Below are 19,757 nucleotides of genomic sequence, written 5' to 3'. Positions count from 1 at the left end.
CTCGGCCGAGGCCTGCATCTGGGGCGCCAGGGTGCCACCCCGCTCACCAGCGAAGCGGCCAAAGGCGCGCTTGACCCGGCTTGAGCCGACAAAGCGGGCCGCCAGCATCTCCAGCTCCTTGACCGAGACCCGCGCCTGATAGAGGGCGGCGGTATCGCGGCTCGGCTTGCCGACAAAGTTGGCCGCCTGCAACCGCTCGCTCACTGCAGGGCGCGACAGCAGAGAACCGGCCACATAACCGAGCAGGTTGAAGAGCAGGCTCAGGAAGATGCACCAGGCCCCGAGACTCAGCTCGCGAAACGCGGGCCAGTCCGGCGGCGCCAGCAGCTCGGCCAAGGGCGAGCCCGCCAGCAAGCCACTCTCCACCAGCAGGGTGACGAACCAGAGGCTCACTCCGAGGCTCAACCCAAGATAGACCCCCTTGCGATTGCCGTGGCGCCAGTAGAGGCCGAGCAGCAGGGCTGGCGCAAACTGGGCCACCGCGCCAAAGGAGAGATAGCCGATGCGCGACAAGCTGGTGAGATCGCCGAGCCACAGGTAGAGCCCCCAGGCCGCCAGCAAGATCAGCAGGATGGCGCCACGGCGCACCTGCAACAGCAGCCGCACCAGCCGCTCGTCGCGTCCCTGCCGCCAGAAGCGGCGCAGCAACACTGGCAGCACCAGATCGTTGCTCACCATGATCGCCAGCGCTATGGTGCAGACGATCACCATGCCGGTAGCCGCCGAGGTGCCGCCGAGAAACGCCAGCATCGCCATGCCATCGAACCCGAGGGCCATCGGCAAACTGATCACATAGGTGTCGGAGGCCATGTCGGCCCCCACCCACTGCTTGCCCGCCAGCGCCAACGGCCAGATAAAGAGCCCCATCACGAACAGGTAGAGCGGGAAGATCCAGCGCGCCCAGTGCAGATCCTGCCCCTGATTGTTCTCCACCACAGTCACATGAAACTGGCGCGGCAGGCAGATGACGGCGCACATCGCCAACACCGTATAGATGGCAAGCTCCAACAGGTTGCCGGGGCTCACCGCCACCACCTGTGCAAAGAAGTCGCGGGTCACCAGCTCGTGAGTCTCGCCCGGTTTGCTCAGGATCAGCCAGAGGGCAAAGCCCCCCACCGCGATAAAGGCCAGCAATTTGACCACCGACTCGAAAGCGATGGCCACCACCATCCCCCTGTGGTGCTCGGTGGCATCGAGATGGCGGGTGCCGAACAGGATGCTGAACAGCGCCAGCAGCAGGGTGACCCCGAGCGCCAACTCGCTGGTGTTGCTGGTCGGGCTGATGCCGCCACTGTTGACCATCAGCAGATCCAGCCCGGTGACGATGGCTTTGAGCTGCAACACCAGATAGGGGAGGATCCCCATGATGGCGATGAGGGCGATCACCATGGCAAGCCGCTGGGATTTGCCGTAACGGGCGGCGATAAAGTCGGCGATGGAGGTGATGTGCTCGCGCTTGGCCACCAGAATAAGGCGGGCCAGCAGCCGCCAGCCAAACAGAAAGACCAGCATGGGGCCAAGGTAGATGGGCACCGGCGACCAGGGGGATTCACTCGCCTGCCCCACGGTGCCGAAGAAGGTCCAGGAGGTGCAGTAGACAGCCAGCGACAGGCTGTAGAGCAGCGGTTGCCCCTTGAGACGGTGCCGTTTGTGCTTGTCTGCCACGAAGGCGATCAGAAACAGCAGCCCCAGATAGGTGAGCGACAATCCGATCAGCAGCCATCCCTGGTGCATCGATAACTCCTTGTCCATGTTGAGTTTTTGTATACAGCCTCGCCAGTCTAGAGAGGCAGCAGCCAAAAGTCATCCCCTTCGGACAGATTGAAATTATCGTTTTTCAATAAGTTTTATCTTGACTGTATATCGCAAAACAATAAACATTATGGTGTGAATATTGATAAACGATAAACTTTACCTTTCAGATAAAACCATCACAGTGAGGAATGAGATGACCTCCAACAAACTCGAACGCTCGAGCATGCTGATCGAATGGCTGCTGCTGCTGGCACTGCTGGCTACCCCTTTGATCACCTTGCTGGAGGTGTGGACCCCCTTCGGTGGTGCCGATTTTCTGCAGGAAAAGCTCAACACCATCTTGAGCCGCCCCGGCATCAATCCTGCCGACTATCCCCTTCACTTCTCCACTCGGCTGCTCGGCACCCTGGTGCAGCTGTTGCCGGATCTGGTCTTTATGATGATGCTCTGGCAACTGCGTCAGCTGTTTCGTGGCTACCGCGCCGGTCTGCTCTTCACCTTCGAGCAGATCCGCCGCTATCGGCAGATCGGACTGCTGCTCTGTACAACCTTCCTGGTCGAATTGATCCTGACCCCCTTGCTGGATACGGTGCTCACCATGAGAGGCCCGGAAGTACTCGGTACCATAGCGCTGAGTACCTCAGATTTTCGGGTACTGCTGGCGGGACTGATCGTACTGGCGCTGGCGCTGGTCATGCGCGAGGCCAAACTGTTGGCCGATGAACAGCAACTGACGGTGTGAGGAACGTATGCCCATTATCATCCGCCTCGATGCCCTGCTGGCCGAGCGCAAAATGACCGCCCGCGAGCTGGCCCAGCGCATCGACATCACCGAGGCCAACCTCTCGATCCTCAAGAATGGCCACGCCAAGGCGGTGCGCTTCTCCACTCTGGAGGCCATCTGCCGTGAACTCAAATGCCAGCCCGGCGATCTGCTGGGCTACGAGCAGGAGCGCTAACCCCCTTATGAGTCGTCATATCACCCTGTTTGCCCTGTGGCTGCTGCCGCTGTGGGCCTGCGCTGGCAATGACGCGAGCGGCCCCCGCTACCTTATCGAACAGGGCGCCAGCGCCAATGTGCTGCAAGTGCGCCTCACCATGCAGGGCAAGCCCCCTTTTACCCTGCTCCCCGCCCGCCAGTTGCCGGGCAGTGCCGCGCCGGTTTCCCCCGCGCTGGTCTGCCTTGCAAACAACCAGCCGGTTGCCCTCAACCAGCCCTTCTCCTGCAAGGAGATCGGCTGGCAGATCACGCTCACACCGGCTCCGGCAGAGGGTGCTGATGCCTCGGCCCAACAGTCGCTGCTGTTTGCTCCCAATCAGTGGCTATTGACCGAGTGGGGTAACTTTGTGCGCCAGATGGGGAGTCGCCAAGGAAAGGTTTGTCTGCCGGATGGCAGCTGCCAACCACTGCCGGATGTCAACCAGCCACCGCTGATCCTGCCATAAAAAAGTCCGGCTCCCATTGGGGAGCCGGACTTTTTACATCAACCGGAACCAATCCGGTATCAGGCGAGTAGATTACTCTGCAGCAGGCGCTTCTTCAGCGGCCGGAGCGGCGTCAGCAGCAGGTGCAGCTGCTTCGGTCGGGGCGTTCGCTTCCTTGATGGAGAGACGTACGCGACCCTGACGGTCCACTTCCAGTACCTTCACCTTGACCACGTCACCGATGGTCAGGTGGTCAGCCACGTTCTGTACGCGAGCGTCGGTGATCTGGGAGATGTGTACCAGACCATCTTTGCCCGGCAGAATGTTGACGAATGCACCGAAATCGGCCAGACGAACAACTTTACCTTCATAGATGCGGTTCACTTCGATCTCGGCGGTGATAGCCTCGATGCGACGGATCGCTTCCATGGCGGCTTCGTTGGCCACGGCGGAGATACGTACAGTACCGTCATCATCCAGCTCGATGTTGGTGCCGGTCTCTTCGGTCAGCGCACGGATCACGGAACCACCCTTACCGATCACGTCCTTGATCTTCTCAGGATTGATCTTGATGGTGTGGATACGCGGTGCGAAATCGGAGATCTGGGCACGCGGAGCCTGGATAGCTTCGTCCATCACTTTCAGGATGTGCAGACGAGCGCCACGAGCTTGCTTCAGAGCAATCTCCATGATCTCTTTGGTGATGCCTTCGATCTTGATGTCCATCTGCAGCGCGGTCACACCTTCGGTGGTACCGGCTACTTTGAAGTCCATGTCGCCCAGGTGATCTTCGTCACCCAAGATGTCGGACAGCACGACGAAACCTTCTTCTTCCTTCACCAGACCCATGGCGATACCGGCAACGGAGGCCTTGATCGGCACACCGGCATCCATCAGCGCCAGAGAGGAACCACAGACAGACGCCATGGAGGAGGAGCCGTTGGATTCGGTAATTTCAGAGACCACGCGCACCACGTACGGGAACTCGGCGGCGCTCGGCATCACGGCAGCAACGCCGCGCTTGGCCAGACGGCCGTGACCGATTTCACGACGCTTCGGGCTACCCATCATGCCGGTCTCACCGACACAGTATGGCGGGAAGTTGTAGTGCAGCATGAAGCGATCGGCACGGTTGCCGGTCAGCTCGTCGATGTTCTGGGCATCACGCTCGGTCCCCAGAGTGGCGACCACGATGGCCTGAGTTTCACCACGGGTGAACAGGGCAGAACCGTGGGCACGGGGCAGAATACCGGTACCTACGCTCAGGGCGCGGATCATTTCCGGATCGCGACCATCGATACGCGGCTCACCACGTACTACGCGACCACGTACGATGCGGCTTTCCAGGCTGTGGAACTCTTCGCCAATCTTCTTGGCATCTTCTTCCACACCGGATGCGATAACTTGTTCAACCACACGCCCCTTGATGGCAGCGATGGTTTCGTAACGAACAGCCTTCTCGGTGATACGGTAGGCTTCACCCAGTTCGGCGCTCGCCAGCTCGGCAACCTTGGCTTTCAGCGCTTCGTTGACGGCAGGCGGAGTCCAGTCCCACGGCTTGGTGCCAACGGCAGCGGCAAACTCGTTGATCGCATTGATCACGGTCTGCATCTGCTCGTGACCATATACCACGGCACCCAGCATTACCTCTTCGGAGAGGATGGCCGCTTCGGACTCAACCATCAGTACCGCGTTGGCAGTACCGGCAACCACCAGATCCAGATCGCTCTGCGGCAGTTCGGTGGTGGTCGGGTTCAGCACATACTGACCGTTCATGTAACCCACGCGAGCAGCGCCGATCGGGCCGCCAAACGGGATACCGGAGATGGCCAGTGCAGCAGAGGCACCGATCATGGCAACGATGTCGGGGGATACGGCCGGATTCACGGACATTACGGTCGCAACGACCTGAACCTCATTGAGGAAGCCTTCCGGGAACAGCGGACGAATAGGACGGTCGATCAGACGGGAGATGAGGGTCTCGCCTTCGCTCGGACGGCCTTCACGACGGAAGAAACCACCCGGGATACGACCAGCAGCATAGGCACGCTCCTGGTAGTTGACGGTCAGCGGGAAGAAATCACGGCCATGATCGGCCTCTTTCTTGCCGACTACGGTCACAAATACGCAGGTATCGTCCATGCTGACCATAACGGCCGCAGTGGCTTGACGGGCCATCACACCGGTTTCCAGAGTGACGGTGTGTTGACCGTACTGGAATGACTTTACAATAGGATTCACGTGAATTTCCTTTTTACAATTTGGCTCTTTAAATTCGCGCACAAGTATACTTGATTCGATGCAAAAGGTAAGCGGCTACGCGAATTCTGTGAGGCAGGCAACGGCTTGAAGAGCAATAAAAAAGGGGAACCTGACGGTTCCCCTTTTTCGCGAAATCTGATGGTCGATTAACGACGCAGACCCAGCTTGGCGATCAGAGCAGCATAACGCTCGGAATCTTTACGCTTCAGGTAGTCCAGCAGCTTACGACGCTGGGAAACCATGCGCAGCAGACCGCGACGACCGTGGTGGTCCTTGGAGTGCTCTTTGAAGTGACCTTGCAGATGGTTGATCTGGGCAGTCAGCAGGGCAACTTGCACTTCGGGGGAACCGGTGTCGTTGGCGCAACGAGCGTTGTCAGCAACGATTTGAGCTTTGATCTCAGCATTTAGAGACATGGTAATACTCCAGTAGAGTGTTTAAAGGTTCACAGCCAATCTCTAATTCAGCCGTGAAATGAGGGCGGTATCATAATCGTCCCCGCCCCTTTTCGCAACGATAAAGAGGCGAAACGGGAAAGACGCGCTGATACCGCCTGAGGATCACTCCTCGTCGTGATAACGCACCAGTCGCTTGGGAGCGACGCGGCCATCATCATCAATCTCGCCAACCCCGATGAACTCGCGCTCCGGGCCGACCGTCATGCGAACCTGACCGCTTTGCGGCGCACCCGCCACCTGCACGGCCTGGCCCTGATTCACATAGGCAGCCACAACAGCCAGCATGTTCACCTCGGGCAAGCTTGCCACGGCGGTGTCCATAGGCAGCAACAGCGGATCCAGCTGCTCGCGCGGCGGGATGCTCTCGGCCTTGGCCTGCTCGAAGATGCACTCGAGTTGCTCCAGGGTCAGCATCCGCTCGTACGGATAACTGGCCACCTGGGTACGACGCAACTGGGTCACGTGGGCACCACAGCCCAGCACTTCACCCAGATCATCCACCAGAGAGCGGATGTAGGTGCCTTTGCTGCAGTGCACTTCAAGGCGCACTTCATCACCTTCGAAGCTCAGCAGTTTGAGCTCGAATACGGTGATGGGACGGGCTTCTCGCTCGATCTCGATGCCTTCACGGGCATATTCATAGAGCGGACGGCCGTTGTGCTTGAGCGCGGAGTACATGGAGGGCACCTGCATGATGGGGCCGCGGAACTGGTCCAGCGCCTCGATCAGGGTACCGACAGCCACGTTCACCGGACGGGTGGAGACCACCTCACCGTCGGAGTCGCTGGTGTTGGTGCGCTCGCCCAGTTTGGCGGTCACCTCATAGCGCTTGTCCGCTTCCAGCAGATACTGGGAGAACTTGGTGGCCTCGCCGAGGCAGATCGGCAGCATGCCGGTCGCCAGCGGATCCAGTGCGCCAGTGTGACCAGCCTTGGCGGCGTTGTAGATGCGCTTGACCTTCTGCAACACATCGTTGGAGGTCAGGCCGGTCGGCTTGTCCAGCAGCAGAATGCCGTGCACATCACGGCCCTTGAAACGACGTCTTCGGGTCATCTCAGGCTTTATCCTCAGTCGTGTCATCCGGTGCGGATTCAGCTTCTTCGTCACGGCCGGATTCGGCCATGCGACGCTTGTCTTCACGCACAGTGTTGGTCACCAGGTTGGAGAGACGCATCCCCTCGACCAGGGTCTGGTCGTAGTAGAAACGCAGCTCGGGCACCACGCGCAGACGCATGGCACTGCCCAGCAGACTACGGATATATCCGGCTGCTTCGGTCAGACCCTGCAAGCCTTCCTTGATGCGCTCGGCATCATTTTCCAGCTGCAAGAAGGTGACGTAAATCTTGGCATAGTTGAGGTCACGGGACACTTCCACATCGGAAACGGTCACCATGCCGATGCGCGGGTCTTTCACCTCGCGCTGCAGGATCAGCGCGATTTCACGCTGGATCTGCTGTCCGACCCGACGGGTCCGGCTGAATTCTCTGGCCATATTCTATCCTGCGATAAAAGGGGGCCGCGGCCCCCTATTTTGTCTAACTCTCGGCTTACAGAGTCCGTTGGATTTCAACAGTCTCGTAAACTTCGATCTGGTCGCCTTCGCGCACGTCGTTGTAGTTCTTGACCGCGATACCACACTCGTAGCCGTTGCGAACTTCGTTGACGTCATCCTTGAAGCGGCGCAGGGATTCCAGCTCGCCTTCATAGATAACCACGTTGTCACGCAGAACGCGGATACGGTTGGAACGCTTGACCACACCTTCGGTAACCATACAGCCGGCAACGGCGCCGAACTTCGGAGACTTGAAGACGCTACGCACTTCAGCCAGACCGATGATCTCCTGACGATACTCAGGGGCCAGCTTGCCGCTCATGGCCTGCTTCACTTCGTCGATCAGGTCATAGATGACGGAGTAGTAACGCAGATCCAGGCTCTCGGATTCGATGACCTTGCGCGCAGATGCGTCGGCACGGACGTTGAAACCAACCAGGATGGCGCTGGAAGCAGCAGCCAGGGTCGCGTCGGTTTCGGTGATACCACCTACACCGGAACCCACGATCTTCACCTTCACTTCGTCGGTGGAGAGTTTGACCAGCGCATCGCAGATCGCTTCCACAGAACCTTGTACGTCAGCCTTGATCACCACGTTCACTTCGGACACTTCGCCCTCGGTCATGTTGGCGAACATGTTTTCCAGCTTGGCCTTCTGCTGGCGAGCCAGCTTGACTTCGCGGAACTTGCCCTGACGATAGAGCGCCACTTCACGGGCTTTCTTCTCGTCACGGACAACGGTGGCTTCGTCACCGGCAGAGGGAACGCCGGACAGACCCAGGATTTCCACCGGCAGGGACGGACCCGCTTCCTTGATCTCGCGACCCAGTTCGTCACGCATGGCGCGAACACGGCCGTACTCGAGACCACACAGAACGATGTCTCCCTGACGCAGAGTACCTTCTTGTACCAGTACGGTAGCAACCGGACCACGACCTTTATCCAGGAAGGATTCGATCACGACGCCGTTGGCCATGCCGTCAACCACCGCTTTCAGCTCCAGTACTTCAGCCTGGATCAGGATGGCTTCCAGCAGGTCGTCGATGCCTTCGCCAGACTTGGCTGATACGTGCACGAACTGGCAGTCTCCACCCCAATCTTCGGACATGACGTTGTAACGGGCCAGTTCGGTCTTGACGCGATCCGGATCCGCTTCCGGCTTGTCGATCTTGTTGACCGCAACAACCAGCGGCACACCGGCCGCCTTGGCGTGCTGGATAGCTTCGATGGTTTGCGGCATCACGCCGTCGTCAGCTGCAACAACCAGAACAACGATATCGGTCGCCTTGGCACCACGAGCACGCATGGAGGTAAACGCCGCGTGACCCGGAGTATCCAGGAAGGTGATCATGCCACTGTCAGTCTGGACGTGGTAAGCACCGATATGCTGGGTAATACCACCGGCTTCGCCAGCAGCAACCTTGGCTTTACGAATGTAGTCGAGCAGCGAGGTCTTACCATGGTCAACGTGACCCATGATGGTAACGACCGGTGCGCGCGGCTTGGCTTCGGAGGTCTCGTCACGATCGGACAGTACCGCCTCTTCCAGCTCGTTCTCACGACGCAGCACAACCTTGTGACCCATCTCCTCGGCGACCAGCTGAGCGGTCTCCTGATCGATCACCTGGTTGATGGTGGCCATGGCACCCATCTTCATCATCACCTTGATGACTTCAACGCCCTTGACGGCCATCTTGTTGGCCAGCTCGGCCACAGTGATGGTCTCGCCGATGACGACGTCGCGGTTCACCACGGCAGCCGGCTTGTTGAAGCCGTGCTTCATGGCGTTCGGCATGGCGACCTTGCCGCGCTTGCCTTTACGGGCACGCGGGTTGCGAGAGTCGCGATCATCTTCACGACGACCGGCTTTCTTCGGTGCCTTGGCTGCTGCGGCAGTGCGGCGGCTGGTCTCTTCTTTCCGATCCAACTCGTCTTCTGCGGCTTGCGCATGCTTGTTGGTGGTCAGATGGTAGTCGCTGCTCTCTTTGGCGCGAGCGGCCTCTTCTTCAGCCCAGCGGGCTGCGTTCTGTTCCGCCATGAGACGAGCCTCTTCGGCTTTCTTCGCGGCGAGTTCTTCAGCTTTTTTCAAAGCTGTTTGTTCCTGTTGGCGCTTCAGTTCTTCTGCTTCGCGCTTGGCCATCTTTTCTGCCTCTTGCTGAGCTGTGCTACTGGCTGCTTTGGCGGGCTGTGAAGCCTGTCGAGCCTTTGATTGTGCCTCGATCCGCGCCTTTTCCTCAGCTTCACGACGAGCTTGCTCAGCCTCACGGCGAGCCTTCTCTTCAGCTTCGAGACGGGCCTTCTCTTCGGCCTCGCGACGAGCTTTTTCTTCTGCTTCCAAACGCGCTGTTTCCTCGGCTTCCGCCTGACGCTGTTCATCTTCCAGCGCCGAGCGTCTTACATAGGTGCGAGACTTGCGCACTTCTACCTGCACTTCCTTGTTCTTGCCGCCAGTCCCCTGAACACTGATGGTGCTCTTGGTCTTGCGCTGCAAGGTCATGCGGGCAGGAGCGGCGAACTCGTCACCTCCATGCTGTTTCTTCAGGTGTGCCAGCAGAGCCTGTTTCTCAGACTCGCTGACCATGTCGTCGGCCTTGCTCTTGCTGATACCGGCATCGACAAACTGCTGGAGAAGACGATCAACCGGTGTGTCGATGTCAGTGGCAAGTTGTTTGACTGATACTTCTGCCATTCATTTTCCTCCGTTTGATCTTACTCGGACTGCTCTTCTCCGAACCAACAGATATTGCGAGCAGCCATAATGAGCTCACCTGCCTTCTCGGCAGTCAGCCCTTCAATATCAGCAAGGTCATCGATACCTTGCTCAGCCAAATCTTCCAGGGTGCCCACGCCACGGCCCGCCAGAGCGTAAGCCAGTTCGCGGCTCAGACCGTTCAGATTGAGCAGCTCTTCGGACGGCTCAACGCCATCGAAAGACTCTTCTTTGGCCAGTGCCTTGGTAGTCAGGGCATCTTTGGCGCGCTTGCGCAGCTCTTCGACCATGTCTTCATCCAGACCGTCGATAGCCAGCAGCTCGTTGACCGGTACAAAGGCGATCTCTTCCAGGGTAGAGAAGCCCTCTTCCATCAGCAGACCGGCGAAATCGTCATCGATATCCAGGGTGCTGGTGAACAGGTTCATGATGCGGTCGTTTTCGGCCTGGTGCTTGGCACGCATGTCCTCAACGGTCATCACGTTCAGCTCCCAACCGGTCAGCTGGGAGGCCAGACGCACGTTCTGACCATTGCGACCGATGGCCTGCGCCAGGTTGGCAGCTTCCACGGCGATATCCATGGTGTGGTTGTCTTCATCAACGATGATGGAGGCCACATCGGCAGGTGCCATGGCATTGATCACGTACTGGGCCGGGTTGTCATCGTACAGCACGATGTCGGCACGCTCACCGCTCAGCTCGGCGGAGACAGCTTGCACACGGGCACCGCGCATACCGATACAGGCACCGATCGGGTCGATACGACGATCATTGGTCTTCACCGCGATCTTGGCGCGGGAACCCGGATCACGGGCAGCGCCCATGATTTCGATCATCTCTTCACCGATCTCCGGTACTTCGATACGGAACAGCTCTTTCAGGAAGTCCGGGCTGGAACGGCTGACAAACAGCTGGGAACCACGGGCTTCCGGGCGTACTGCGTAGAGCAGGCCACGGACACGGTCGCCAGGGCGGAAGGTTTCACGCGGCAGCATGTCATCACGGAAGATCACGGCTTCAGCATTGCTGCCCAGATCCAGGATGACGTTGTCGCGGTTGCTCTTCTTGACCACACCACTGATGATGGTGCCTTCTTTATCTTTAAACTGATCAACTACTTGTGAACGCTCGGCTTCGCGCACTTTCTGCACGATAACCTGCTTGGCGGTCTGGGTAGTGATACGGTCGAAGGTCACAGAGTCGATCTGGTCTTCAACATACTCACCGATCTGGATTTCCGGCTGATCAATTTGTGCCGCTTCCAGGGTGATTTCAGCATAGGGGTTCTCCATCGCGGCTTGATCCGCAATGACTACCCAGCGGCGATAAGTGTCGTAGTCACCGGTCTTGCGATCGATTTCGACCCGAACTTCAATCTCGCCTTCATATTTCTTCTTGGTCGCAGTCGCCAGCGCGGTTTCCAGAGCCTGGAAGATCTTCTCGCGGGGTACCGCTTTCTCGTTGGATACTGCGTCAACGACCAGCAAAATCTCTTTATTCATATCCGATAGCCTCGTTAACCAAAGTTCGGCACTATGTTCGCTTTTTGGATATTGGTGAAAGCCAACACGTCGTCCTTACCATCTACTGTCAGGGTGATCATGTCGCCTTGCACAGCTTTGATTACGCCTTTGAACTTGCGGCGGTTGTTTGTTGCCATCCGAAGCGTTACCGCCACCTCTTGGCCAACGTATTTTTCGAAATGGGCAACCTTGAACAGGGGACGATCCAGGCCTGGGGAGGACACCTCGAGGTAGTACTCCTCGGTGATGGGATCTTCGACGTCCATGATGGCGCCAACCTGATGGCTGACCTCAGCACAGTTCTCGACAGTCACACCCTGCTCGCCGTCGATATAGACACGCAAGGTGGAGTGTTTACCCGCACGGATAAACTCAATACCCCAAAGTTCAAAACCCAAGGCAACGACCGGAGCCTCGAGCAGATCGGTCAAACGTTGTTCCAACGTAGCCAAAGTCACCCTCCGAAAAACAAAAAAAGGGCATAAAGCCCAGATAGATATCGATTCAGAGTAAATTGCACATAACAAAAAGCCCCGATGTCAAATCGGGGCTTGGCGCTTTACCCTGATTGTCGCCTCGCAGCGACCGCCTTCCTGAGCGTAGGAAATGCGTGAAATTTGGTTGCGGGGGCCGGATTTGAACCGACGACCTTCGGGTTATGAGCCCGACGAGCTACCATGCTGCTCCACCCCGCGTCCGAAATCGTGCGAGATTATAGCCACTTCACTCTCTCGATACAAGACTGACTGGCTATAATACACTCGGTTTCCCGAGTTCACTGCTTAATTGGTGCCGTGGGCGGGACTCGAACCCGCACACCCTAGAGCACTACCCCCTCAAGATAGCGTGTCTACCAATTCCACCACCACGGCAAAACTCTTACTCGGGAACGTCAGTATCTTTCTTCACTGGCGCTTTGGTCTGCTCAACCTGTTGGGTTTGTTGCAGATTTTCCCACTCACTACCCTGCTTGACCTTGTTGCTTGACATAGATCCGAGCACCAAGCTGATAACGAAAAACAGAGTAGCCAAAATTGCTGTTGTTCGGGTCAGGAAACTGCCTGAACCACCGGAGCCGAATACTGTGTTCGATGCCCCTGCGCCGAAGGAGGCGCCCATATCAGCCCCTTTACCTTGCTGAATCATCACCAGACCAATCAGAGCCAGTGAAACCAGCAGATAAACGACTAAAAGAATCTCGTACATTTAACTTGCACCCTTTGCCGCTTCAATAATTCCTAAAAACGCATCGCTATCGAGGCTTGCTCCGCCAATCAGTCCGCCATCAATGTCGGGCTGTGCAAACAAGTCTCTCGCGTTGCTCGGCGTTACGCTCCCACCATAGATGATTCTAACTTTCTCACCTATTACCGGAGTATCCTCCGCCAAGCGACCACGTATAAAGGAATGAACCTCTTGTGCCTGCTCGGGTGTGGCGCATTTACCTGTACCTACAGCCCAAATCGGCTCGTAGGCGATGATAGCATTATCGAAAGCCATCGCGCCATTTTTCTCTATGACGATATCCAGCTCTTCAGCGATCACCTCTAAGGCTCTTCTCGCCTGCCTAGCCGCACCTGATTCACCTAAACAGAGGATGGGAATCAAGCCTGCCGCTCTGGCTGCCGCAAACTTCTCTGCGACGATAAAGCTGGTCTCACCAAGGAGACGCCTGCGCTCGGAGTGCCCTACCAATACGTAACGACACCCTGCCTCAACGAGCATCTGACACGAGATTTCTCCAGTGTAAGCGCCAGTAGCGTGCTGACTCACATTCTGAGCCCCCAACTTTATTACCTTCTGCTCATTGAGCAGTGAAGCACTAAAGTCGAGATGCACATGGGAAGGACAGAGAACCACATCTACTTTTCCGTCAACGCCGCTTAGACACTGACTCGTAAACTGCTCTAACTGCGACTTACTACCGTGCAACTTCCAGTTGGCTGCTACAAACGGCTTGCGATGTCCCATCGGCAACTCCCTTGCGAAAGCGGGGCTGATAATATCCAGAGGATGCTCAGCTGACAAGTGCTATTTTTAAATTTTTGAATCGTTTGAACAAGATACAACCAGGGCAGCTAAAAAGCAGCCCTGGTTGTTCATTAAAACGCCGATTCAACCTGCTTGGCGATGCGCTGAGCCATGTCACGCACTTGCTGTTCATGCTCCCCTTCGACCATGACCCGGATCAGCGGTTCGGTACCTGATTTACGCAACAGTACGCGACCACGACCAGCCAGCTCCTGTTCCACCTTGGCAACCTCAGCCATGACAGCATCAGCGGCCAGCGGATCCTTGCCTTCGGCAAAGCGAACATTCACCAGCACCTGCGGGAACTTGCTCATGCCAGAGCGCAGCTTGGCAAGCGGCATCTCGGCGCTGCGCATGGCGGTAAGCACCTGCAAGGCGGCTACGATGCCATCACCCGTAGTGGTCTGATCCAGGCAGATGATGTGGCCGGAGTTCTCGCCACCGATACGCCAGCCCTTCTCTTCCATCATCTCCAGCACATAGCGGTCACCCACCTTGGCACGGGCAAACGGAATGCCCAGGGTTTGCAGCGCCAGCTCCAGACCCATGTTGGCCATCAGGGTGCCGACGACACCGCCTTTGAGGCGACCATTGCGCAGGGCATCGCGCGCGATGATATAGAGCACTTCGTCACCGTCGATAAGATAACCGGTATGGTCAACCATGATCAGACGGTCACCATCGCCATCAAAGGCAACCCCCAGATCGGCCTTGCACTCCAGCACCTTGGCAACCAGTGCGTCAGGCGCAGTCGAACCGACACCATCGTTGATGTTGAGACCATCCGGGGCACAGCCCATGGTGATCACTTCAGCACCCAGCTCGCGGAAAACCGACGGCGCAATGTGGTAAGTGGCGCCGTGGCCACAGTCGACCACCATTTTCACCCCATCCAGATTCATGTGGGAGGGGAAGGTGCTCTTGCAAAATTCGATATAGCGACCGGCAGCATCATCAATGCGCACCGCTTTGCCAAGTTCGGCAGACTCGACACACTTGAGCTCGTGATCCAGCTCGGCTTCGATAGCCAGCTCGACATAATCAGGCAGCTTGGTGCCATCTGCGGAGAAGAACTTGATGCCGTTGTCATAGAAGGGGTTGTGGGAAGCGCTGATGACGATGCCAGCTTCGGCACGGAAAGTGCGAGTCAGGTAGGCAACCGCCGGTGTTGGCATGGGCCCCATCAGAATGGCTTTAAGGCCTGCCGCGGAGAGCCCCGCTTCCAGCGCGGATTCCAGCATGTAACCGGAAATGCGGGTATCTTTTCCAATCAGCACCTTTTTGGTGCCCTTCTTGGAGAGCACTTTGCCGGCAGCCCAACCCAATTTCATTACAAAATCAGGGGTGATCGGGTATTCACCAACCTTGCCGCGCACACCATCGGTACCGAAATACTTTCTTGCCATTGTCTGTTCTCTTTATTATCTGGAAATAAAATCTTGTCCCGTCATTGCCAGCCAACCGACGCGCAATGCGTCGATGGTCTCCCTTACATCGTGTACCCTGATGATGCGGGCCCCATGCTGCATGCCGATAAGGGCGCATGCCAGACTGCCCGCCAGACGCTCATCCACCGGACGGCCCAGCAAGTTGCCTATCATAGACTTTCGCGACATCCCCACCAATAGCGGCAAGCCATAATCAAGCAGTTCCTTTTGAGCCGCCAACAGCTGATAGTTGTGTGCAAGGGTTTTGCCAAAGCCATATCCCGGATCCAGCAACAGCTCTTCACGACGGATCCCGACCGCCAGACAAGCCGCAATACGCTCATCAAAAAAGGCGCGAACCTCCCCGACCAGATCGTCATAGTGGGGCTCGACCTGCATGGTTCTCGGCTGCCCCTGCATATGCATCAGACAGACCGGAACCCGCGCTTCGGCCGCGGCTTGCAGTGCTCCAGGTGCTTGCAGTGCCCGCACATCGTTGATCAGATGGGCTCCCGCCTTGCAACCCTCCCGCATCACAGCCGCTTTGGAGGTATCGAGGGAGATCATCACATCCAACTCACGGGCCATCTGCTCCACGACAGGAATGACCCTGTCCAGCTCCTCCTGCTCGCTCACATCGGGCGCACCAGGGCGAGTTGACTCGCCACCGATGTCGATGATGGTCGCACCGTCAGAGACCATCTGGCGCGCATGGGCCATTGCCCGTTCAAACTGGTTGAAATTACCGCCATCAGAGAAGGAGTCGGGCGTCACATTGAGGATCCCCATAACATGGGGACGATCGAGGGAGAGGCTGAGCCCCTTGCTGGTTAACTGCATTTTCACGTCCATCTGATAAAGAAAAACCCCGGGCAAGCCCGGGGTTTGGAGAGTCACAATTATTTGGCCGGAGCGTCGTTGGCTTTGTCGATAGTGACATCCGCCACCGGTGCAGCCTCATCGGCAGGCTTGGCCTCGGCAGCCACGGTGGAACCGCCTTGCGGGGTATCACCGTGTTCGTCATGCCAGTTGCTCGGAGCACGTACCTCGCGACGCGCCATCAGATCATCGATCTGTTTGGCGTCGATGGTTTCGTACTTCATCAGCGCATCTTTCATGCTGTGCAACACGTCCATGTTATCCAGCAGGATCTGCTTGGAACGGGCATAGTTGCGGTCGATGACCTGCTTGACTTCGGCATCGATAACGCGAGCGGTATCGTCGGACATGTGCTTGGCCTTGGCCATGCTGCGACCGAGGAAAACCTCGCCATCTTCTTCCGCGTAGAGCATCGGGCCGAGACGCTCGGACATACCCCACTGGGTCACCATCTTGCGTGCAATGTCGGTCGCCCGCTCGATATCGTTGGACGCTCCGGTCGATACCTTCTCGGCACCATAGATCAGCTCTTCTGCCAGACGACCGCCATACAGACTGGAGATCATTGACTCCAGATGCTGCTTGGAGTGGCTCCAGCGATCCTGCTCCGGCAGATACATGGTCACACCCAGCGCACGACCGCGCGGAATGATGGAGACCTTGTAAACCGGGTCATGATCCGGCACCAGACGACCAATGATGGCGTGGCCAGCTTCGTGATACGCAGTCATCTCTTTCTCGGACTCTTTCATCACCATGGAGCGGCGTTCCGCACCCATCATGATCTTGTCCTTAGCCTTCTCGAACTCAGCCATGGAGACCACTCGGCGGCTCTCACGGGCAGAGAAGAGGGCTGCTTCGTTGACCAGGTTGGCCAAATCCGCACCGGAGAAACCGGGGGTACCACGGGCAATCAGTGCCGGATTGACGTCATCCGCCAACGGAACTTTGCGCATGTGCACTTTCAGGATCTGTTCGCGACCACGGACATCCGGCAGACCGACCACAACCTGACGGTCGAAACGGCCCGGACGCAGCAGTGCCGGATCCAGTACGTCAGGACGGTTGGTGGCTGCGATGACGATGATGCCTTCATTGCCTTCAAAGCCATCCATCTCGACCAGCATCTGGTTAAGGGTCTGCTCACGTTCATCATGACCACCACCCAGACCGGCGCCACGCTGGCGACCGACCGCATCAATTTCATCGATGAAGATGATGCAGGGGGAAGATTTCTTGGCCTGTTCGAACATGTCACGCACCCGGGAGGCACCGACACCGACGAACATCTCCACGAAATCGGAACCAGAGATGGTGAAGAAAGGCACCTTGGCCTCGCCCGCAATGGCCTTGGCCAGCAAAGTCTTACCTGTACCGGGAGGACCAACCAGCAGCACACCGGTCGGGATCTTGCCACCCAGTTTCTGGAATTTGCTCGGGTCGCGCAGATAGTCGACCAGCTCCTTCACCTCTTCCTTGGCTTCATCGCAACCTGCAACATCAGCAAAGGTGGTCTTGATCTGATCTTCGCTCATCAGGCGAGCCTTGCTCTTGCCGAACGACATGGCACCTTTGCCACCGCCGCCCTGCATCTGACGCATGAAGAAGACCCAGACACCGATCAGCAGCAGCATCGGGAACCAGGAGATGAAGATAGAGGTCAACAGAGACGGCTCTTCCGGCTTCTCGCCCATCACTTTGACATTGTGATTGAGCATGTCGTTGAGCAGCTGGGGATCCGGCGCCGGGATGATGGTGGTGAATCGTTCACCAGTACGCTTGACGCCATTAATGACCTTACCGTCCATCCGCACTTCACGGATCTGCTCTTGGGTCACCTCTTTAACGAAGCTGGAATAGTCCAGCTGGCGACTGGTGGTATCGCTGGGGCTGAAGCTATTGAACACCGACATCAAAACGACGGCGATGACCAGCCACAGGATTAAGTTTTTCGCCATGTCACTCAAATCAGTAACCTCGCAGACTGACAGTTAACGATGAAGGTTAGGGTACTACAGTTTAAAACCGGTAGCCACAATGTAGACTTCCCGTGATCTGGCGCGGGATGAGTCTGGTTTACGAATTTTGACAGCGGAGAAAAGTTTACGAATTTCATTGAGATAGGCATCAAAGCCCTCTCCCTGAAACACCTTCACTACGAAACTGCCGTCACTACGCAATACCTGATTGCACATGTCCAGCGCCAGCTCGACCAGATACATGGCGCGAGCCTGATCCACCTGCTGGGTACCGCTCATGTTGGGCGCCATATCAGACATCACGACATCGACCTTGTCGGGACCCACTCGTTCCAGCAAGGCGCCGAGTACAGTTTCCTCCCGAAAGTCCCCTTGCAGGAAATCGACACCGGCAATGGGATCCATCGGCAAAATATCACATGCGATGACGCGACCCGAATCACCAACCTGTTCAACCGCGAACTGAGACCAACCACCGGGGGCAGCACCCAAATCCACTACGGTCATGCCATGTTTCAGCAAGCGATCCTTGCCCTGGATCTCGTCAATCTTGAAAACAGCACGAGAACGCAGGCCCATTTTCTGGGCTTTTTTGACGTATTGATCGTCGAAATGTTCTTTTAACCAGCGAGTTGAACTGGGGGAACGTTTTTTCTGGGTCATGATAATCGACTTTAAAAAACCACAAGGGTTATTAGTATTAAGGGCTAAGTGGGGGTAGAATACGCCCCTTTCAACCCTGACTTATGAAGAAATTGCGATGATTCTCAACAATAAACAGAAACAGTACCTCAAGGGCCTTGCCCATAGCCTCAAGCCTGTCGTCCTGCTGGGTCAGCATGGTCTGACCGAAGGTGTACTGGCCGAGATCGATCTGGCACTGAACCATCACGAGCTGATCAAGGTTAAGGTTGCCTCTGAAGATCGCGAAATGAAACAACTGGTTATGGATGCTATCGTCCGTGAAACCGGTTCAATCAAGGTGCAAAGCATGGGCCATGTGCTGACCATCTATCGTCAAGCCAACGAACCCAAAATCCAGCTGCCCCGCAAGTAAAAGGAAAGAGCATCGCTCTTTCCTTATTCCACATCTTCCCGAGTCGCTTGCCAAAGTAGTCGCAAAGCCCTTAACCTGCGATGAATACTTCCGGACACGCATTATGGCTCACCATCCTATTCTGACCGACGATGAGCTGGCCATGCTGCGGGACTTGGGGAGCAATCAGGACACCCATGTTCTGAGTGGTCACCTCGATGCCCCCATGCTTGGCTTGCTGCAAAAAGCCGAACACCTTGTACTCGAAGCCCGCTTCGCTGGCCATCAGCTGCGTTTTCCCCTGAGCTTTACCCAAGGGGAAGATGGCTTCGTCGAGCCCCGCTTATCTGCACCGGTCATCAGGGAGCTGGGATTTGCGCAACCGCGTGCCTGGCGTCTCACCCAAAAAGCCAAACTTTGCAGCGAGCTGGGCCTGTTTCAGGTACTCAGCCTCTCCCTCAACGGCCTCATCGTGGAAAATTTGCCAACCGACATGGTGGCCGATACCCCCATCAACGGCGAGCTCTGCATCGAGCAAGAGGACCCTCTTCCACTGCAGGGACGACTGGTAAGGCGCATCAAAGCCAATGCCGACCATGCCACCTGGGCACTGAGCTTTCAGATGAGCGAGAACAACATCGAACGGCTGCGCCACTGGTTGTTTCAGCGCCATCAGGACGCCTTTACCGAGGCGTATCTGTCCTGATTTTTATCAATAAT

Annotated in this window: 18 protein-coding genes, 2 tRNA genes and 1 pseudogene; 5 read left to right on the top strand and 16 right to left on the bottom strand. The window is 57.0% G+C overall.

Translation table 11 applies throughout. From position 1 onward, the window contains the following. Window positions 1–1,734 (bottom strand): sodium:solute symporter family protein (locus AB5Y92_RS12085; protein WP_368226854.1); only part of this gene is annotated, 1,734 nt, incomplete at its 3' end. Between the two features lie 214 nt (window positions 1,735–1,948). Here AB5Y92_RS12085 and AB5Y92_RS12080 point away from each other — a divergent pair. From AB5Y92_RS12080 to AB5Y92_RS12070, 3 genes and pseudogenes are all read left to right on the top strand, one after another. Then, on the top strand, window positions 1,949–2,497 hold the full coding sequence (locus tag AB5Y92_RS12080) for a DUF2975 domain-containing protein (protein WP_368226853.1): 549 nt from the start codon (window positions 1,949–1,951) through the stop codon (window positions 2,495–2,497). A 7-nt stretch (window positions 2,498–2,504) separates the two neighbouring features. Next, window positions 2,505–2,714: a helix-turn-helix transcriptional regulator gene (locus tag AB5Y92_RS12075; protein WP_005335250.1), complete on the top strand. Its 210-nt coding sequence runs from the start codon at window positions 2,505–2,507 to the stop codon at window positions 2,712–2,714. A gap of 7 nt (window positions 2,715–2,721) precedes the next feature. Then, window positions 2,722–3,198, top strand: a pseudogene (locus AB5Y92_RS12070) (hypothetical protein); the annotation flags it as partial. A 75-nt stretch (window positions 3,199–3,273) separates the two neighbouring features. Here AB5Y92_RS12070 and pnp read toward each other — a convergent pair. The 15 genes from pnp to rlmE form a co-directional block, all read right to left on the bottom strand. Further along, on the bottom strand, window positions 3,274–5,421 hold the full coding sequence (pnp, locus tag AB5Y92_RS12065; RefSeq protein ID WP_368226852.1) for a polyribonucleotide nucleotidyltransferase: 2,148 nt from the start codon (window positions 5,419–5,421) through the stop codon (window positions 3,274–3,276). Between the two features lie 167 nt (window positions 5,422–5,588). Next, window positions 5,589–5,858 (bottom strand): 30S ribosomal protein S15, encoded by a 270-nt coding sequence (gene rpsO, locus AB5Y92_RS12060; RefSeq protein WP_005338797.1) that lies wholly within the window; start codon window positions 5,856–5,858, stop codon window positions 5,589–5,591. A gap of 144 nt (window positions 5,859–6,002) precedes the next feature. Next, on the bottom strand, window positions 6,003–6,953 hold the full coding sequence (gene truB, locus AB5Y92_RS12055) for a tRNA pseudouridine(55) synthase TruB (RefSeq protein WP_005338798.1): 951 nt from the start codon (window positions 6,951–6,953) through the stop codon (window positions 6,003–6,005). 1 nt (window position 6,954) lies between these two features. After that, on the bottom strand, window positions 6,955–7,392 hold the full coding sequence (gene rbfA, locus AB5Y92_RS12050; protein WP_005338799.1) for a 30S ribosome-binding factor RbfA: 438 nt from the start codon (window positions 7,390–7,392) through the stop codon (window positions 6,955–6,957). Between the two features lie 55 nt (window positions 7,393–7,447). After that, complete coding sequence (gene infB, locus AB5Y92_RS12045; protein WP_368226851.1) at window positions 7,448–10,141, bottom strand: translation initiation factor IF-2; 2,694 nt, start codon at window positions 10,139–10,141, stop codon at window positions 7,448–7,450. Window positions 10,142–10,161: 20 nt separating this feature from the next. Further along, a complete protein-coding gene (gene nusA, locus AB5Y92_RS12040) occupies window positions 10,162–11,664 on the bottom strand; it encodes a transcription termination factor NusA (protein ID WP_005338808.1) in 1,503 nt (500 codons plus the stop codon). 14 nt (window positions 11,665–11,678) lie between these two features. Then, window positions 11,679–12,137 (bottom strand): ribosome maturation factor RimP, encoded by a 459-nt coding sequence (gene rimP / locus AB5Y92_RS12035; RefSeq protein ID WP_184156913.1) that lies wholly within the window; start codon window positions 12,135–12,137, stop codon window positions 11,679–11,681. Window positions 12,138–12,303: 166 nt separating this feature from the next. Further along, window positions 12,304–12,380 (bottom strand) — tRNA-Met (locus AB5Y92_RS12030). Window positions 12,381–12,472: 92 nt separating this feature from the next. Next, window positions 12,473–12,557: transfer RNA gene (locus tag AB5Y92_RS12025), tRNA-Leu, on the bottom strand. A 7-nt stretch (window positions 12,558–12,564) separates the two neighbouring features. Further along, complete coding sequence (gene secG / locus AB5Y92_RS12020; RefSeq protein WP_005338811.1) at window positions 12,565–12,891, bottom strand: preprotein translocase subunit SecG; 327 nt, start codon at window positions 12,889–12,891, stop codon at window positions 12,565–12,567. Next, the gene (tpiA, locus tag AB5Y92_RS12015; RefSeq protein ID WP_368226850.1) at window positions 12,892–13,656 is read right to left on the bottom strand and encodes a triose-phosphate isomerase; all 765 of its coding nucleotides are present in this window, start codon (window positions 13,654–13,656) and stop codon (window positions 12,892–12,894) included. A gap of 131 nt (window positions 13,657–13,787) precedes the next feature. Then, window positions 13,788–15,122, bottom strand: coding sequence for a phosphoglucosamine mutase (gene glmM / locus AB5Y92_RS12010; RefSeq protein ID WP_368226849.1), 1,335 nt, complete (start codon window positions 15,120–15,122; stop codon window positions 13,788–13,790). 15 nt (window positions 15,123–15,137) lie between these two features. Further along, entirely contained in the window at window positions 15,138–15,983 is an 846-nt protein-coding gene (gene folP, locus AB5Y92_RS12005) for a dihydropteroate synthase (protein WP_164536194.1), read from the bottom strand. 59 nt (window positions 15,984–16,042) lie between these two features. After that, window positions 16,043–17,989, bottom strand: coding sequence for an ATP-dependent zinc metalloprotease FtsH (ftsH, locus tag AB5Y92_RS12000; protein ID WP_005343537.1), 1,947 nt, complete (start codon window positions 17,987–17,989; stop codon window positions 16,043–16,045). A 45-nt stretch (window positions 17,990–18,034) separates the two neighbouring features. Next, window positions 18,035–18,664 (bottom strand): 23S rRNA (uridine(2552)-2'-O)-methyltransferase RlmE, encoded by a 630-nt coding sequence (gene rlmE / locus AB5Y92_RS11995; protein WP_005338828.1) that lies wholly within the window; start codon window positions 18,662–18,664, stop codon window positions 18,035–18,037. Window positions 18,665–18,761: 97 nt separating this feature from the next. Between rlmE and yhbY the strand changes: the two genes are divergently transcribed. Together yhbY and AB5Y92_RS11985 are read left to right on the top strand one after the other, a co-directional pair. Next, on the top strand, window positions 18,762–19,058 hold the full coding sequence (yhbY, locus tag AB5Y92_RS11990; protein WP_005338829.1) for a ribosome assembly RNA-binding protein YhbY: 297 nt from the start codon (window positions 18,762–18,764) through the stop codon (window positions 19,056–19,058). Between the two features lie 103 nt (window positions 19,059–19,161). Beyond that, entirely contained in the window at window positions 19,162–19,743 is a 582-nt protein-coding gene (locus AB5Y92_RS11985; RefSeq protein ID WP_164536193.1) for a PilZ domain-containing protein, read from the top strand. Window positions 19,744–19,757 lie beyond the last annotated feature (14 nt).

The organism is Aeromonas sp. R1-1 (genome assembly GCF_040908495.1).
Taxonomy (GTDB): domain Bacteria; phylum Pseudomonadota; class Gammaproteobacteria; order Enterobacterales; family Aeromonadaceae; genus Aeromonas; species Aeromonas veronii.
This window is presented reverse-complemented; position numbering and strand designations above follow the sequence as displayed.

Excerpts from the sequence above, each read along its gene's own strand:
- rlmE (WP_005338828.1), bottom strand. The coding sequence starts at position 18,664 with ATGACCCAGAAAAAACGTTCCCCCAGTTCAACTCGCTGGTTAAAAGAA.
- AB5Y92_RS11985 (WP_164536193.1), top strand. The coding sequence starts at position 19,162 with ATGGCTCACCATCCTATTCTGACCGACGATGAGCTGGCCATGCTGCGG.
- rpsO (WP_005338797.1), bottom strand. The coding sequence starts at position 5,858 with ATGTCTCTAAATGCTGAGATCAAAGCTCAAATCGTTGCTGACAACGCT.
- AB5Y92_RS12075 (WP_005335250.1), top strand. The coding sequence starts at position 2,505 with ATGCCCATTATCATCCGCCTCGATGCCCTGCTGGCCGAGCGCAAAATG.
- secG (WP_005338811.1), bottom strand. The coding sequence starts at position 12,891 with ATGTACGAGATTCTTTTAGTCGTTTATCTGCTGGTTTCACTGGCTCTG.
- glmM (WP_368226849.1), bottom strand. The coding sequence starts at position 15,122 with ATGGCAAGAAAGTATTTCGGTACCGATGGTGTGCGCGGCAAGGTTGGT.
- AB5Y92_RS12080 (WP_368226853.1), top strand. The coding sequence starts at position 1,949 with ATGACCTCCAACAAACTCGAACGCTCGAGCATGCTGATCGAATGGCTG.
- truB (WP_005338798.1), bottom strand. The coding sequence starts at position 6,953 with ATGACCCGAAGACGTCGTTTCAAGGGCCGTGATGTGCACGGCATTCTG.
- infB (WP_368226851.1), bottom strand. The coding sequence starts at position 10,141 with ATGGCAGAAGTATCAGTCAAACAACTTGCCACTGACATCGACACACCG.
- nusA (WP_005338808.1), bottom strand. The coding sequence starts at position 11,664 with ATGAATAAAGAGATTTTGCTGGTCGTTGACGCAGTATCCAACGAGAAA.
- yhbY (WP_005338829.1), top strand. The coding sequence starts at position 18,762 with ATGATTCTCAACAATAAACAGAAACAGTACCTCAAGGGCCTTGCCCAT.
- folP (WP_164536194.1), bottom strand. The coding sequence starts at position 15,983 with ATGCAGTTAACCAGCAAGGGGCTCAGCCTCTCCCTCGATCGTCCCCAT.
- rbfA (WP_005338799.1), bottom strand. The coding sequence starts at position 7,392 with ATGGCCAGAGAATTCAGCCGGACCCGTCGGGTCGGACAGCAGATCCAG.
- tpiA (WP_368226850.1), bottom strand. The coding sequence starts at position 13,656 with ATGGGACATCGCAAGCCGTTTGTAGCAGCCAACTGGAAGTTGCACGGT.